Consider the following 15,786-nt stretch of genomic DNA (forward strand, 5'->3'; position numbering starts at 1 on the left):
TAAAATCGCCACGCCGAGTTTATGTACGAAACTATCCAACGCGTTTCCGTACGATTCGACGAGTCGATCAAATTTCTCGTTAAACGCATGGAAAAAACGATCATGGAAAGTTTCTTTATTCAAATTGTCATTTTCCGTCAGCAACATCGCGCACAGCGCCGGCGTCAAGGTCAGCGCGACAAAGGCGGAAATCCCTACGGAAACAGCAATCGTCAACGCGAACTGCTTGTACAGTACGCCCATAATGCCGCCCATAAAAGCAACCGGTACGAATACCGCGATCAGAACAACCGCGACGCCGATAACAGGCCCCTGAACTTTTTCCATCGCAAGAATCGTTGCTTCCCGCGGCGATTTATGATTGTAGCGCATTTCATACTCGACCGCTTCCACAACGACGATCGCGTCGTCGACAACGAGACCGATCGCAAGCACCATCGCGAAAAGCGTCAACGTATTGATCGTAAAACCTAACACGGTAAAGGCGGCAAATGTGCCCAACAACGATACCGGCACGGCGATCATCGGAATCAATGTCGAATGCCAGTTCTGCAAGAACAAGTAGACGATGATCAATACTAAAATCAACGCTTCCACAAAGGTATGCAATACCGCTTCCAAAGAGGCCGAAACGAAATCGGTATTGTCGATGACGATATTATAGGTCATGTCATCGGGGAACGTTTCCTGCGCTTTAGCCAGTTCCGCCTTAATCGCATTGATCGTTTCCAGCGCGTTCGCGTCACTCGTCAGCGAAAAAGCGATGCCGGCGGTAGGTTTCCCGTCCGCGCGGGCGATAAAGTTATAGTCCGCGGCATCGAGTTCGACGCGCGCCACATCTTTCAAATGCACCACGCTGCCGTCGGGATTCGACCGGAGTACAATTTCTTCAAATTGCTGCGGGTCCGTCAACCGCCCGTCCACCGTAATCTGGTATTGAAACTGTTGGGTTTCGGGCGAGGGATTTAGACCGATAGAACCGGCCGACGCTTCCTGGTTTTGCATCCGCACGGCCGCGGCGATATCACTCGCATTAATTTTATATTGCGCCATGCGCGCCGGATTTAGCCATACGCGCATCGCATAATCGGAGCCGAACTCCTGAACATTGCCGACCCCGGGGATCGATTTCAACGTATCCATGTAGTTCAAACTGAAATAGTTCTTCAGGAACGTCGGATCATAGGTGCCGTTCGGACTGGTCAAATTGATGACCAAGGCCATATCGCTCGTTGATTTTTTGACGTTTAAGCCCAATTGCCGCACGATATCCGGCAGCATGGCTTCCGCCTGCGCCGCTCGGTTTTGCACCTGAACGGAAGCGAAGTCGGCGTCCGTACCCGTTTCAAATTGAACGGATAATGAATACATACCGATAGACGAACTTGACGACACCATACTGTCAAAATCATCCACGCCGATAATTTGCTTTTCAATCGCTTCCGCTACCGATTCACTCAATACCTGGGAGCTCGCGCCGGGATACATCGCGCTGACCTGTACTTTCGGCGGCGCAATGACCGGGTACCGGTCCACCGGCAAACCGAACATCGCCAAACCGCCGACGATCGAGATAACCAGAGCGATAACGATGGCAAAAATTGGTCGGTCAATAAAGAATCTTGCCACAATTTCCTCCTTACTGCTTGCCGGCAGCAGGAGCTGCCTGTTTCGTCCGCGGATGTTCTACTTCATCACGCGAGAGCATTTTCACTTGGACTGTCTGACCGTTACGTACTTTGGCTTGTCCCTCGACCACTACCGTGTCACCGGCGACAATACCGGAGGTAATGACGACATACGGACCGTACGTCGCACCCACTTCCACCGGGCGTTGCGACACTTTATGTTCCGCATCCACCACGGTCACGATTTTCTTGTCCAATAACGGTTGTACCGCTTGCTCCGGAATCAAAATACTGTTGCGTGCGATTTCCGTGTCGGAAATCACCTGTACAAACATACCCTGGCGCAGTATTTGTTGCGGATTCGTGAAGCTTGCTTTGACGATGAATTGGCCACCGCCGCCTGACATATCTTGATCGATTACAACCACCTGACCGGTCTCACCGTACTGCGAACCGTCAGCGAGCTGCAATTTCAACTCCTGTCCCCACGCGCCGGACGAATTTTGCCGCTGCGTCATTTTTAAATATTCCGCTTCCGTCAGATCAAAGGTAACGAAAATCGGATCCGTGGATGAAATCGTCACCAACGGTGTTTGACCCGCCGCAACAAAATTCCCCACCGGCAAATCATCGACACCGAGCGTGCCGCTGAACGGCGCGCGCACCACCGTATCGGCGACATTATCGCCGGCAATGGAGGCCTGCGCTTCGTTGGCTTCCACCACAGCGCGGTATTGTTCTACCAGTGCCTGTTGCCGCGTAAATTGCTGATCGGAAATCGCGCCTTGTGCAATCAACGTGCGGTACCGCTCCAGATCCTGCACGGCGCTTTCATAGTTCGCGCGAGCTTGCGCCGTATTGGCCTGCGCCGCCGCCAATGACGATTGGTATTGACGAGCGTCAATGCGGTAGAGCGCCTGCCCTGCCGTCACCTGCTGACCGCCCTGCACATATTTTTCGACAATATAGCCCGTCACGCGCGCCTGTACCGGCACCTTTTGCTGGGCTTCCACATGGCCGCTGTATTGCTGCAAAAGCGGCGTATCCGACTGGAATGCGGTGAACGCATTCACAAGCGTCGGCGGCTGTTGTCGCGCTGCCGCGCCGGCCGCTTTTTTCTGGTATGCGCCATACCCCCAAAAAAGCAACGCCAGGATCACTACCGCGCCGAGCGCCATCCAAATATGCTTACGTTTCATCATGTTCCTCATTTCTTCGGCAAAATGCCGGTAAGTACGACTGCGATACTGTCTTCCAGAGACTTCATATATTGTTTCGCATCATTATTTTCTACATACTTGCTCGTCGCGAATACCATGAGCGATTGTAAGATAAAAATCAACACCTGAACATCCGGTGTCGTGATATTCCCTGCCTCGTTTTGCCGCGTAAGATATGCTTCCAAACGCTTCCATTCATTTTCCGAACGCGCAAGCAATTTTTCTTTGACATTTGGATAATGTCGTAACAGTAAGCCCAGCAGTTCACTGGTTACAATCGGATAATCTTTGGACGACGGAATAAAATAATCATGCAAAAACCTTTCCACCGGGATCTCCGCATCCTCCATTAATTTGTGGTGATACTCTTCCCACCGATCCATGCGCACCAAAAAAATCGTCTCAATTAACTCTCCCTTTGAAGCGAATTGTTCATATAATGTGCGCTTGCTCATGTTGAGCGCCGCGGCCAGCTCATCCATCGTAAACTTGGTGCCGCGTCGGGTAATGACTTTTTCTGCGACTTTTAAAATTTTGTCTTTCATTACTTCCTCTGTTTGAAAACTAAATCATTTTTTTAGTACCAGTTTATTGTAACAAGCTTTATGAGTCAATGTCAATCAAATAGGCGGCTAATCATTAGCCGCCTATTTGCGAATTTTTCATTCATTTATGTAAATTTTTCAAGCTTACTTTAACTACCGCTTTACGAATTGAGGCGGGATCTTGCGGCGCCAGCAAAGGTCGATGCAAATCCTCCGGTGTGAAAATGCTGAAGCGTCCCGCTTGATGATGAATCGTTGCGCCCGATGCAATCGACTCCGCCGCATAGAAGTACACATCGTCATCCGGGCGGTCTTCCTCTACCTTTCCCAAAAGCAGCGGCGCCCACTCCACATTTTCCGCGCCGCTAACTACATACTGGATATCCAAATAGCGGCGATGCGCTTCCCAGCGACATTCTTCCACAGACTTCGTCATGCCCGTTTCGATATTCATGTAATCGCCGTCATACAGCTCCATCCGTCCATCTGTCATTTCGTCCCAATTCGCATTGCGAAGCATCTCCAAATATTTATAAACGCGTTCATGTAGATGATCCTGATACTTCCGCAATAAACTCAGTTCGCCGCTAAACATGTACATTCCCCCTTTATGCTCTTGCTTTCATTATAGCTTGGCCCGTCGTTTGCGCAAATAAAAAAGCCAAATGACTTCGTCACTCGGCTTTTCGTGTCAATATGTGAAAATTATGGTGCCGGAGAAGGGACTTGAACCCCCACGGTTTTACCCGCCTGATTTTGAGTCAGGTGCGTCTGCCATTCCGCCACTCCGGCACGTCTTTCAATGTGACAATACTACCATACTTTGCCCGCGCTCGTCAATATTTTTTATGCATTTTGTAAAAATCAGTTTGTTTGACAATCATTTCGTTGGCTGTCAAAATAGATTTATCAACTGGTAAGGAGGTCTCCGTGAACACTTCAACTTGGCAAAAAAATCGCTGGTGGTACGTACTTCTTGCCGCCCTTATTCTGGTGGCCGGCGTTCTTTTATTTTATTACGGTTACTATATCCGCACTCCTAAATATGCGGTCATGGACGCGGCTGATGCGGCGCGCGAGCACAATTTAACTCGCTTTGAACGGCGCGTCGATATCGATACGCTGGTGCAAGACGGCTTTGATGATGTCTTTCGCGACAGCGCCAACGCCGGCACAAGCATGCCGGCGGCACTGATGTACGCCATGCGGCCCATTTTTATTCAGGCGCTGAGCCACGCCTTGCGCTCGCAAGTCGAACAGAAAAACTCCGCGCCGATCATTTCCATTCCGCTGCTTACCAACGAAAAGGACGCCCCGCCGTCCAATTACGAAGTCACTGACATCCAAACGCTGACATCGAAAGACACGAACGCGGAAGTCCTTGTCCGTCTCCGCGAAATCAATCGTGATCGGTACATTCCGTTGCATTTGTTGATGGTGAAAGATTCCACCGGCTTTTGGCGCATTAAACGTTTGCAAAATGCCGCCGAAGTCTATGATGCGTATCGTCAAATCAGCGGTGCCACATTATTGCCCGCCGCGCCGGCACCCGCAAAATAAAAAAGAGCCTCAGGGCTCTTTTTTTATGTCTCAATTTTCAAAGGTTACCAGCGAATCAATAATATCGGCGACAAGTTGAGCGCTGTGTTGCGTTTTTTGTTGATCGCCTGTATACCAAGTCGCTTCCCCGGCGAAAAATTCGCGTGTGACCGGCACCAGCTGCTCCCGTAAAATCCATTTCGCGCAGCCGATCTTTTCCAAGTGCGCCGCGTTCGCTTCCTCTTGCCCCGGAATGGCATCCACCAATAACATCGGCAAATGCATTGTCATCGCTTCCGTCGTGGTCAACGCTCCCGGCTTCGTCACCAATAATGACGCGCGAGCCATCAGCCGCGGGATTTCATTCGTGTATCCGTACAATTCCAACGGCACGCGCAACTCGTCTCGCATTTCCTGAATTTCATCAAACAGCGTGAAATTTTGTCCCGTCACAACGATAACCCGCTGCACCGCTTCCACTTGCGTCAGGCGCCATAAAATATCCTTCACCGACCCCAGACCGGTGCCGCCCCCCATGATCAGCACGGTCCCCGGTTCGCGCAGAGAAGCTTTTTTCATCTCGTAAAACCGCTGCATAATCGGGATGCCCGTTACAAACACGCGTTCTTTTTCAATGCCCGCCGCGATCAGTTCGTCACGCACTTGCACCGACGGTACACAATACGCCGTAATATTTTTATACACCCATAATTGGTGTAAATCAAAATCCGTAATCACCGTCACAATCGGGATATGGAGCTCGCCTTTTTCCACCAGCTTAGCGGCCGCTGCCGCGGGAAACGGATGCGTCAACACCAATGCATCCGGTGAGAGCACTTCCAACAAATGCCGCATGCGACTGCGAAACGTGCGCGCCAGCAGACTGCGAACCTGTTTACCGCCGTGCCGACGTTGCGATTGATGGTATAAAAGATCATAGATCAGCGGAAATAAATCGATCATCTTGATATATGTCTCGCGCATCCAATAATCAAGCGATATCATATCACGCGACAAAAAATCCAACGATTGCACGCGATATCCCGTAGGATGCCGTTTCAACGCTTCCGCCACCGCGCGCGCCGCCTGAACATGCCCTTGCCCGATCGACGCGGAAAGAAGACAAACTTTCGGTTTATACTTCATGTTTCTCCTTTATAAACTGTTTTTCCGATTAGTATAAGTATAGCATGTCGCCGTGAAAGAGATACGAAATGAAATATTAGCATACAGTAAAAATGATCCCAAATCGACTAAACCATATGCTGTAAAATTACCCCAAACGTGGGCCGCGCATGTAACGCTACCACCTTCGCCTTGCGGCACAACGAAAATATGACGCTGCGCGCAAACTATCTCGCCGCTCTCCGGGCATGCCCTTTGCACCGTCGTGTTGAAGCCAAATAAAAAAAGACGCCACAGGCGTCTTTTTTGACAAATAAATATTTGAACAAAAACCGCCTCGCCGGTGCGCATTGGCGATTTCATTTTTTGTGAGTTTGTCCGACGTTATCATCATTGCTTGAGATGGATTGGATATGACACTACTCTCAAACTGATTAACTCCGCGTTTATCTGCGTGATCGGTTTGAGATGGATTGGATATGACACTACTCTCAAACGGACGCTGGCGAAAAGGGATTGCCGCCGAGTTTGAGATGGATTGGATATGACACTACTCTCAAACTTGGCACTTTGCAAGTGATCTAAATCATGCGTTTGAGATGGATTGGATATGACACTACTCTCAAACCTCCTTTGAAAATGCCAACAATGTCTTTTTGTTTGAGATGGATTGGATATGACACTACTCTCAAACTTTCAATGTCGGTACTGTCCGATTCAACAAGTTTGATATGGATTGGATATGACACTACTCTCAAACTGGTGGCTATTCGGTGAAAGCGGCTCCGGTGTTTGAGATGGATTGGATATGACACTACTCTCAAACTCAGTCATAATATTCTTCCTCCGCATCTTCGTTTGAGATGGATTGGATATGACACTACTCTCAAACGCTCCTTTTCTTGGTCGGTGTTCTTGTTCCGTTTGAGATGGATTGGATATGACACTACTCTCAAACTGCCTTTTTAGCATTGTAGGCGATAAAGAAGTTTGAGATGGATTGGATATGACACTACTCTCAAACTAATGTTGTGTTTAATTTATACCATTAGCTGATTTCACACAAATCCTGATCCACTATATATAGTTTCTCGTATTTTGTGACGATAGGCGGCACACTCCTTTCCAAAAATAAAACAGATATTTCCTGTTCGCTAATTTCTTTTAAAAACACCTCCGATTCTGTATCGGTAAATATGTTTCTTACATTATACATGACCACGCATTGCGCGCCTGTCAACCGGCGTAATGCGCGGATGTATTCATAGAGTCGCTCCGGCACGGAGTCTTTAGTTAACTCCAGTTGCAATTGTCCCAATTTGAAGATCTCTGTCATGCCGATAGAGTCCGCCATCGTGAACGGATATGCGGATTGCATATTTACATGCTGTAAAAATTGAAATATCTTTGATTCCACTTCTTTGTAATATTCAAAGTCTAGCGTCTGTACTTCTTTTTCAAGTAATTTATACAAGGCGGTGCGCATTTTATGATCATTTTCGCACAGCTGAAACGGATTGTGAATGATCGAAAGGCATTTTCCAATCGACTTTTCTTCATAATTTTCGGTTAAAAGGAATCTTCCCGCGTCACGAGACGTTGCATCATATGTTTTTCCTCCACGGCAAATTGTTCCCATTCTTTTTCTCTGACAAATGCGTCTACAACCGGTCGCCACGGCTCCATAAGATCGGATGACAAATTGAAATGATTATGCTGACTGTCGTGAAAAATCCCCAATTCGGTAAGGTAACCGGCAATTTTGATTTCACGGGAAAAAATGGAAATGATAATTTGGTAGCCGTAGTTCAATGCGGCATTTTGCGCCGTCTCGGCCGCGCGCGTAAATCCTCTTCCCAAGAGCGCGGGAAAATATTCTTTGGCCGCGAGACCTTCCCGATGCGTGGCGTCACCGATTTCGACTTGCGTCTCATACCGTGCCAGCTTCGCCACTGCATCGGTCGCATCCGGACAAAAATATGCCAATGTTTTCCGTTGATTCATAATCTTTTGTCGGACAATTTGTTGCCATAAATTTTTCTTTGTGGTCTCCTGCCAATCCATTTGCATCTGTATTTTTCGGGAGCAGTCATGACATCCGTAATAAGGTAGGATTTCCCCCTGCGGATCATGATGTTCATCGCAAATGATAATCCTGATTTCTTGCGCTAAAAGCGCGCTGATGAGAGAGCCGGTGATCGACACCTGCAATGTTTCGATCACCAGTGCTCCCAATTCCGTCAAGCTTATTTTTTCCACATGGTCGATGCTGCGAACAACCATGTAGTTCAAACGCAATTCGAGTTTGGCCGGCTTTGTGATGACAACTGTGCGCCAGCTCATGGCTGATTCAAAACAGTGCGGTTGGTAAAGAGACCGGTGGGCGACTCATTAATTAAAATGACCGAATGATCTGTAATATCTTTCCTAATCGTAATAATTCCTGTTCTTTTTGCCCCCCCAATCAAACGAAGATCTACTCCGGTTGTATTGCCGCTAAACGAAATCACTTTAAGTAAGAGGTCGGTCTTTTCTTTTGTGGTGAATCTCAAAAACCGTTCTAATAAAATTTGGCTCAAATATTCTTCTTGATCTTTCGAATCCAATTTGTTTAATCTCGTTTTCTCATCTTCTGATAATTCAATTTTTCTGCCTTTTAGTATTCCATTTAAAGTTCCTAAGCGATTGCGGAACTTGCCCGTAACGATTTGCTCAACCACAGATTTCCACAGTGTAATCCACTCTTCATCAGTTATTTTTACTCGGCTCTTCACGTTTTGAGCAATATCATCGGAAATCTTTGTAACTCTTTTTAGTATGTTTAGCTCCCGGTTAACAAGAAACAGAGATTGCGAGTCTGCCAATATAATGCTAGTATTCGACCGCGATTTCAAAAGGAGAGGGTATCCATCAAATAAAATCTTGCTACCGAATTTTATGTTTTTAAATAATACTTTCGGTTTTTGTAATTTCAAAACATTTTCACAATATTTTACGTAATCTTTTTCGCTTTTTAATGTATTTTTGTAAACTAACAAGGCCTGTTCGATGATGACTCGTCTCTTACCTTTAACCTCGTGCTGGACAACCATAAATGACATGCCGGACGGCTTGATATAATACCCGTATTTGGAAATATCGTGTAAGCGTTCATCGGAACCTTTCAATGGCAGGACCATTGTTTCCTTTGTAGTGCTCTTTTTTTTAATGGTTGCATCATAAAACTTTCCGTGTCGCTCTACCGGCATGCGCACGACATTTACCGTATCCCGTTCGAGGATCTCTTTAACGCGCGCTAAATCTTCTTTGGTGTTCCAAATAATGCGATCACCGACTTTAATGTCTTTGTCAAACAGGCGATAAAGATTGTATTTGATGTCCCCTTTTCCCTTTTGGTTTTGAATAAAACGGAACGGATTTTTAGTGAATTTTTCGTAGTAGACATTCCCCACGACAATATTCAAATACGCGTCATGAGCATGGTGACAATCATTCAAGACGCGCACTTTCGGCAAATCATAGTCATGCCGGAAGTCACTTACAGTCCGTGCTTTCACATAAACGATCGTGACATTCGGATAGATTTTTTCCAAAATATCCGCTGTGGCTTTGACCATTTGGCTGGTTTCCACCAATTGCCGACTGATAAATCCGGCCAATTCGTCGGCGGTGAGTTTGGTAGTACGAATGAGACGTGAAAATTTCTTTTCACTGATCAGCTTTTTATCTTTGAGCGCCTTCCAGTATCCGTATTGCTTTTTGAGTTCTTTTTCCGTGAAAACACGATGCAGATTCTTATTACCTTTCCTTAGGTTAATCTCTTTTTTACACAAGACTGTATTGTCAAGACTGTCGTCTTTCGTAAGAGAACGCGGGTAAATATGATCGATATCATAGATGTTACTGTTGGTATCACGCAATAAGGAAGAAAGATCAATACGTTCTCCCGTATACATGCAACGTCCCATCTGGGTGAAGTAAAGATACAATTTTTTCCGGCGCAGATCTTCATCCTTTTTGCTTTCCAGTTGCGTTATGAGTGTGGATACGTGTTCTTTATCATATTCCGCGATATCATTTCCGATCGCTTTATATGCATTTAACAGTTGCGTACGCCGAGACAGTTTGCGTTCCTTTTTCGCGTCCGGTTGGCGCGTCATTTCGACAAAAATGCGTTTCGGATCCGCTTTGCGAATTTTGCGGATCTCTTCGACTAAAGTAATCGCCTGCCAAACGGAGCGTTTTACCGCCGGCGACAGGTAAGTATCTTTCATGACTTCGTCATACGTGATTTTCTCGATCCGACCGGTGCCTTGGTTTTGCTTCTTTACTTCTGCCGCAAACGTAAAACGGGAACTTAATAGTTGCATAACGTTTTCATTCGTTTTCCACAAAGCGTCCATAATACCCGAGTATACCTCGCCGGATTCGATATCAACGCCCGGCACATCGGTAAGAAACTCTTGCGACAAACGGGACCAACCATTGAAGTTAAGTCGCGTGATTTTCTTTAATTGCTCTTCGCTGATCTGATCGCCATATTCGTTTTCGATCTTATGTTTCCACATGGCAATATCATCGCCCATCAGGCATTTCCAGCGAATAATATCTTCGACCATGGAGCGTTGCGGCTCAAATTCGATTTTGTCGCCGAAAATCGCATGAAATTTATGGTATGTCTGGAGGTTATTGTTGAATTTATGCGCGGCTTCATCGACACCGCTTAAAATGATTTCGTCGGCATCTTCCCCTTGCGCTTTGAGAAAAGTTTTGAGTTGTTTGAATGTGACGTTGACTTGTTTCTTGAACAGTTTTTCGTAAATTTTCTGTTTCAGAGCGACCGAAATCGGTTCGCCGTTGACTTTTAAGTTATTTAATTCGTTAAGGACTTTGTACCTGCTGTACAGAAGCGATTGTTTGGGAATGACGTCCTTGCCAATCAAGTAGGTGCATTTATTGGTCATGTTGCGGATAAATTTTTCCGCCGAAGCTTCCTTGTCTACTTTTTCGTCAAAGTTCCAAGGCGTAATTCTCCCCGACGCTTTGCGCACCATCCAGGCGTGGCCGCCTTGATCGACATGATGATACGTGTTGAGCGGTCCGACATAGTACTCAATTCGGAACATCATAATCTTGACGATTTTTTGCGCTGCAGTATAGCCGCTACTATCTTTCTCCTGTAAGAACGGAAAATTCTTCGCGGCGTTGGCGAGGATTTTTTCCAATTCGATTTTGTGGATTTGATGCGGCAACACGCTGTTCGCTTTCGTACGTAATTTGGGCAAAGCTTCGCCTTTATGCAAGCGCTCGGTAATATATTGATAACTCTCTCTATCGCTTTCGTTCGGAGCAATGCTCAAGAGAATATCTGCAAAATATTTATTTATGTCTTCTTGCGTTACCGACGGATTGTCAATGACCGGTTGTTTATTGTCATAGTTGGTGCTGCCGACATAGTTCGCGTAGTTACCTTTGACGTTCTCATGACGGAAAGCATCCGCATACTGCGAATGGGCATATTTCTTGATGAGGCTTTTCAGAATGCGTAAATCTTTTGCATGCGCGTTATATAACGCAACCTGCGACTCCGAAATATACGCATAGTCGCCCAAAATTTTCGTCAAAACAGTCCAATCATAGACCGCTTTCAACGCGTTAAGCACATGGATATTTTCTTTGATTACGCTCGCAATCTCGTCTTTATCCTCGTCGTAGTCCGCCTTTTCAAAGTCGACTGCCTTTTTCGTGCCCTCATCATATTCTTCCACGCCAAATATATCTTTCAACTTGGTTTTCCCGCCAATAATCGCGTTGAAGGCGTATTCCAAACGTTTATCTTCATGCGGGCAAAGTTCTTTCAGCTGTTTTTTCTTATCCCGCTTGTTCAATTTTTCGTTCAACAAGATCGCGGCAAATTGATCTTGTACATCCACCGGCAATTCAAAGTCCGAATTGATCGATTTCAAATGTTCGGAAAGTTGCGTATAGACCATTTGAAAACTGCGAATACTTTCCATATCTGTGCTGGCGAACAGGAAATGTCCGCGATTTTTAACGATATGATGAATGGCTAAGTACAATAACCGCGGATCGGTAATGTGATTCGGCTTAAGCAGCGCCGCGCGCAGATGGTAAATCGTGGGATACCGGTCGAAGTATTCCACGTCGGTAAAATCCGCATCATTAAAAAGGGCGAAGCGGCCATCCGTCTTCTTGTCTTCCGGGTAAAATTTACTTTCGTTCAGACGCACAAAAAATTCAAAATCCTTTTGAGCGATGATCGGCGCGAAAACATCCTGCAAAAATTCGATGCGTTGTCGCACGCGATCATACCGACGCCGCGACGTTCTAAAGGTGCGCGTCTCAGCAGCTGTTTTCGCTTCCTCAAAAAGGCGTGAAGTCCACATGTCTTTTTTATTGAACCGTAGCAAACGCCCCTTGGTGTCGGTAGCTGCACAACCGACGGAATTGGTTCCCATGTCCAAACCGATATAGTAATCGTTGTTTTTCTTCATCGCGAAAGTCCTCCTCATAGCCGCAAGCGGATTAAAAGAATAAACATTTGCTACTGCCTTTTTATATCATTACTGTAACATTGCTCGTGCCAGCCCGCTATGTTATCAATAGCGCTCCGCTTTGATCTTTTACTCCATTAAATTAAATATAGCATACGAAATCATTAGATTCCATATGCAAAAAGCGTCGTAATGCATTATGTACTAAAATAATCGCATTAATTTTTATTGATGATTTTTGAATAAAATAAACTTGACACGCCGATTTTTAAGCGCTAGTATATAGGCAGGATATGGCATTACGAGTTCAAATAAAGATTTATCCACATCGCCCTTCGGGGCTCTACCTATGTAGACTAAAAGCACTCTTCGGAGTGTTTTTTTAGTGCTTGCATTTTATTTTCCATATTTGACTTGCTTTATTATGATTGCCAATTTATTTCACTAAACAAAAAAGACGACGCCTTCGCATCGTCTTTTTTGTTTAGTTTTACTTTTCGACACGGCAACACTGCCAACATCTTATGACCAGCATTTTTCGCACAAGAAGTTTTTCTCCTATGACCGATCTTTCGATCATTATTGCTCCGCAAAAAGCGTTTCCGAAACACGATAAGCACGTGCGCGTCCGCTCTCCGTCAAGTGCACCGTGCCACGATGAATACGCACAAAATGACCCGCTTCGAGACGACGACAAATGAGATCGGCAAATTCCGGTTTCCAGCGCAAATGCTCATAAAGTGTACCGACTCCCGCCTCTTGCGCCTGCGTAGCGGTGCCTTCATGCGTCAACAGATGGAATAAAACCGTTTCTTCTCCATACTGTAAGCGCAGTCGTTTTAAACGACGATACCGGGCAATAATACCCGATTTTGGTGTCGCGATCACCGTCAATAAAAATACTCCTCCGATTGTTCCCGCAATCGCGCCCGCAATCGAAACATCCAGCCAAAAAGCAATCTCCGTACCGAGCCACGCGGATAGGGCGCCTATGCTCGCCGCCAAAACAAGCATTTTCCGCAAGTCCTTGGTAAGCAAGTAGGCCGTCGCGGCCGGTCCGATCATCAATCCGATAACGAGGATGGCGCCGACCGCTTGGAATGAAGCGACAACGGTCACGGATACAAGCGTCATCAGCAAATAGTGCATCCATATCGGCGAAAATCCGTACATGGCCGCCAATAACGCATCAAAGGTAACCAGCTTCCATTCCTTGAATGCCGCCACAATGACTACGGTATTAAGCAGGCAAATTCCTGCCAACACCCACATGGACACAGCGCCCCAATCGGCACCATTCACACGCACGCGGTCAAAGGGCGCAAAGGCGAGTTCCCCGAGCAGGACGGAGTCCGTATCCAGATGAACATTACTGCCGTACAGGTTGACCAAGATCAAACCGATAGAGAATAACAACGGAAACACAATCCCGATGGATGCATCTTCACTGACCAGCCGGGTTCGTTGCAGGCTTTCGGTACACCACACGGTAAAGCATCCCATGAGCGTTGCTCCGATGAGCAACCAGGGAGAGTTTAAATTCTCCGTTGCAAAAAATGCAATGACGATTCCCAAGAATACGGTATGCGTGATAGCGTCGGCGACCATGGACATTTTGCGCAGCACCAGAAACACCCCCGGCAAGGCGCAAGCGAACGCTGCCAACATCGCAATAAGGATAATCTCAGTTTGGGCGGACATCGATATCGCCCTCCTTCCAACGACGCCGCGCCTCCCGATGCACCCGGTAACGTGCAATGATACCCCTTCCGGGCGCGAACAGCAAGCTGAGAAGTACCGCGATTGAGGCGGCAACGACGATCGCCGGCCCCGTCGGCAAACCTTTAACGATCGCGCTGGCATACGTACCGATACCGCAAGACAGCGCCCCGATCCCCCCTGCCAGTACTGCCATGGTGCCGAGATTATCCGTCCATTGCCGTGCCGCCACCGCCGGAGCGATGAGCAGCGAGCTCATCAAAATCGCGCCGACAGACTGCAAGCCGATGATAATTGAGGCCACCAGCATCAACCCGTACACCAATTGCGTCATTCTGACAGGCAGCTGTAAACTGCGCGCAAAATCGGCATCAAACGCCACCAGTTTTAATTCTTTCCAAAAAATAACTGCCAGCAGTAAAATCATCGCCGCCACCGCCGCGGTAATTTCCACGTCGCGCGCCAGCATAGTGGCCGCCTGTCCGAAAATAAACTTCGACAACCCCGCCTGATTAGGGTTGTCCGTATGCTGCACATACGTCATCAGCATCATGCCGACGCCGAAAAACGCGGCAAGAAATGTCGCCAATGCGGCATCAAACTTGACCTTAGTATACCGTACTGTCAAAGCGATCGCCGCCATGCATAGCAAGGACGCGACCGCCGCACCGGTCAGCAGCACTTCCAAATCTTTCACCGCCAAAAACATGAAGGCCGCTACTACGCCCGGAAACGACGCATGCGACAATCCGTCTCCGATGAGACTTTCCTTGCGCAATACGGCAAACGTTCCCGTAACGCCGCTCGCCAATCCCAACAGCATGGTCCCCGCCGCCACGATCTGGAAGGTATAATCACTCAGCGGCGACAGCATGGGACCCCTCCCGCCGCAACGGATTGCGAGCATTATAAGCCGCTTCGATGTGCTCGCTCGTAAACACTTCTTCCACGGGCCCCATCGCAATACGACGCAAGTTAATCATCGTAACCCAGTCAAAATATTCCGCCACCGTCGCCAAATCGTGATGCACAACAATGACCGTTTTGCCGCGTGATTTCATCTCTTGCAACAAAGCGACAATCGCCTTTTCCGTTTTGGCGTCGACCCCCTTAAACGGCTCGTCCATAAAATAAATATCCGCTTCCTGAATCAATGCGCGCGCTAAAAACACACGCTGCTGCTGGCCGCCCGATAGACGACTGATTTGGCGGTCAACGTAAGCTTCCATGCCCGTTTTCCGCAACACATCCATCGCCATCTCCCGCTCCGCCGCCCCCGGTCGTTTAAACCAGCCGAGATGACCGTAACGTCCCATTAGTACGACATCCAGTACCGTCGTCGGGAAATCCCAGTCTACACTGCCGCTCTGCGGCACATAGGCAATCCGCTTGAAATCATCGCGCGACACGGCCAACCGACCGTCTAAATAAAATTTGACCGAACCGGAAATTTTAGTCAACAATCCCAATATCGCCTTGATCAACGTCGATTTTC

The 15,786-nt window shown here is 47.3% G+C and carries 12 protein-coding genes, 1 tRNA gene and 1 CRISPR repeat array; of the genes, 1 reads left to right on the top strand and 12 read right to left on the bottom strand.

The window, feature by feature from the left end:
• The 5 genes from KH813_RS02685 to KH813_RS02705 form a co-directional block, all read right to left on the bottom strand.
• A partial coding sequence (locus KH813_RS02685; protein ID WP_303992898.1) for an efflux RND transporter permease subunit occupies positions 1-1,629 on the bottom strand: 1,629 nt, incomplete at its 3' end.
• Positions 1,630-1,639: 10 nt separating this feature from the next.
• Entirely contained in the window at positions 1,640-2,830 is a 1,191-nt protein-coding gene (locus tag KH813_RS02690) for an efflux RND transporter periplasmic adaptor subunit (protein WP_303992901.1), read from the bottom strand.
• 5 nt (positions 2,831-2,835) lie between these two features.
• Positions 2,836-3,393, bottom strand: a complete 558-nt coding sequence (locus KH813_RS02695) for a TetR/AcrR family transcriptional regulator (protein ID WP_303992904.1) — start codon at positions 3,391-3,393, stop codon at positions 2,836-2,838.
• 121 nt (positions 3,394-3,514) lie between these two features.
• On the bottom strand, positions 3,515-3,988 hold the full coding sequence (locus KH813_RS02700; protein ID WP_303992907.1) for a YhcH/YjgK/YiaL family protein: 474 nt from the start codon (positions 3,986-3,988) through the stop codon (positions 3,515-3,517).
• 113 nt (positions 3,989-4,101) lie between these two features.
• A tRNA-Leu gene (locus tag KH813_RS02705) sits at positions 4,102-4,185 on the bottom strand.
• 138 nt (positions 4,186-4,323) lie between these two features.
• Between KH813_RS02705 and KH813_RS02710 the strand changes: the two genes are divergently transcribed.
• Positions 4,324-4,953, top strand: a complete 630-nt coding sequence (locus KH813_RS02710; protein ID WP_303992910.1) for a hypothetical protein — start codon at positions 4,324-4,326, stop codon at positions 4,951-4,953.
• A gap of 30 nt (positions 4,954-4,983) precedes the next feature.
• Here the strand turns inward: KH813_RS02710 and KH813_RS02715 are convergent, their stop codons facing one another.
• The 7 genes from KH813_RS02715 to KH813_RS02745 all read right to left on the bottom strand — a co-directional run.
• Entirely contained in the window at positions 4,984-6,078 is a 1,095-nt protein-coding gene (locus KH813_RS02715) for a glycosyltransferase (RefSeq protein ID WP_303992912.1), read from the bottom strand.
• Positions 6,079-6,452: 374 nt separating this feature from the next.
• Positions 6,453-7,081: a CRISPR direct-repeat array (repeat unit 36 nt; unit sequence GTTTGAGATGGATTGGATATGACACTACTCTCAAAC).
• A 24-nt stretch (positions 7,082-7,105) separates the two neighbouring features.
• Positions 7,106-7,696 (bottom strand): type II-A CRISPR-associated protein Csn2, encoded by a 591-nt coding sequence (gene csn2 / locus KH813_RS02720; protein WP_303992915.1) that lies wholly within the window; start codon positions 7,694-7,696, stop codon positions 7,106-7,108.
• Positions 7,627-8,400: a type II CRISPR-associated endonuclease Cas1 gene (gene cas1, locus KH813_RS02725; RefSeq protein ID WP_303992917.1), complete on the bottom strand. Its 774-nt coding sequence runs from the start codon at positions 8,398-8,400 to the stop codon at positions 7,627-7,629. The genes csn2 and cas1 overlap by 70 nt, the downstream gene beginning before the upstream one ends.
• Positions 8,397-12,572, bottom strand: coding sequence for a type II CRISPR RNA-guided endonuclease Cas9 (cas9, locus tag KH813_RS02730; RefSeq protein WP_303992919.1), 4,176 nt, complete (start codon positions 12,570-12,572; stop codon positions 8,397-8,399). The genes cas1 and cas9 overlap by 4 nt, the downstream gene beginning before the upstream one ends.
• A 579-nt stretch (positions 12,573-13,151) precedes the next feature.
• Positions 13,152-14,273 carry a metal ABC transporter permease gene (locus KH813_RS02735; RefSeq protein ID WP_303992922.1) on the bottom strand — a complete coding sequence of 374 codons (1,122 nt, stop codon included), beginning with the start codon at positions 14,271-14,273 and terminating at the stop codon, positions 13,152-13,154.
• A complete protein-coding gene (locus KH813_RS02740) occupies positions 14,257-15,162 on the bottom strand; it encodes a metal ABC transporter permease (RefSeq protein WP_303992926.1) in 906 nt (301 codons plus the stop codon). The genes KH813_RS02735 and KH813_RS02740 overlap by 17 nt, the downstream gene beginning before the upstream one ends.
• Positions 15,146-15,786, bottom strand: a 641-nt coding sequence (locus KH813_RS02745; RefSeq protein WP_303992924.1) for a metal ABC transporter ATP-binding protein, incomplete at its 5' end; no start/stop codon positions are given. The genes KH813_RS02745 and KH813_RS02740, both read right to left, overlap by 17 nt.

Source organism: Negativicoccus succinicivorans, from assembly GCF_018373335.1.
GTDB lineage: Bacteria > Bacillota > Negativicutes > Veillonellales > Negativicoccaceae > Negativicoccus > Negativicoccus succinicivorans_A.

Excerpts from the sequence above, each read along its gene's own strand:
- KH813_RS02690 (WP_303992901.1), bottom strand. The coding sequence starts at position 2,830 with ATGATGAAACGTAAGCATATTTGGATGGCGCTCGGCGCGGTAGTGATC.
- KH813_RS02700 (WP_303992907.1), bottom strand. The coding sequence starts at position 3,988 with ATGTTTAGCGGCGAACTGAGTTTATTGCGGAAGTATCAGGATCATCTA.
- KH813_RS02715 (WP_303992912.1), bottom strand. The coding sequence starts at position 6,078 with ATGAAGTATAAACCGAAAGTTTGTCTTCTTTCCGCGTCGATCGGGCAA.
- cas1 (WP_303992917.1), bottom strand. The coding sequence starts at position 8,400 with ATGAGCTGGCGCACAGTTGTCATCACAAAGCCGGCCAAACTCGAATTG.
- KH813_RS02735 (WP_303992922.1), bottom strand. The coding sequence starts at position 14,273 with ATGTCCGCCCAAACTGAGATTATCCTTATTGCGATGTTGGCAGCGTTC.
- csn2 (WP_303992915.1), bottom strand. The coding sequence starts at position 7,696 with ATGGGAACAATTTGCCGTGGAGGAAAAACATATGATGCAACGTCTCGT.
- KH813_RS02695 (WP_303992904.1), bottom strand. The coding sequence starts at position 3,393 with ATGAAAGACAAAATTTTAAAAGTCGCAGAAAAAGTCATTACCCGACGC.
- cas9 (WP_303992919.1), bottom strand. The coding sequence starts at position 12,572 with ATGAAGAAAAACAACGATTACTATATCGGTTTGGACATGGGAACCAAT.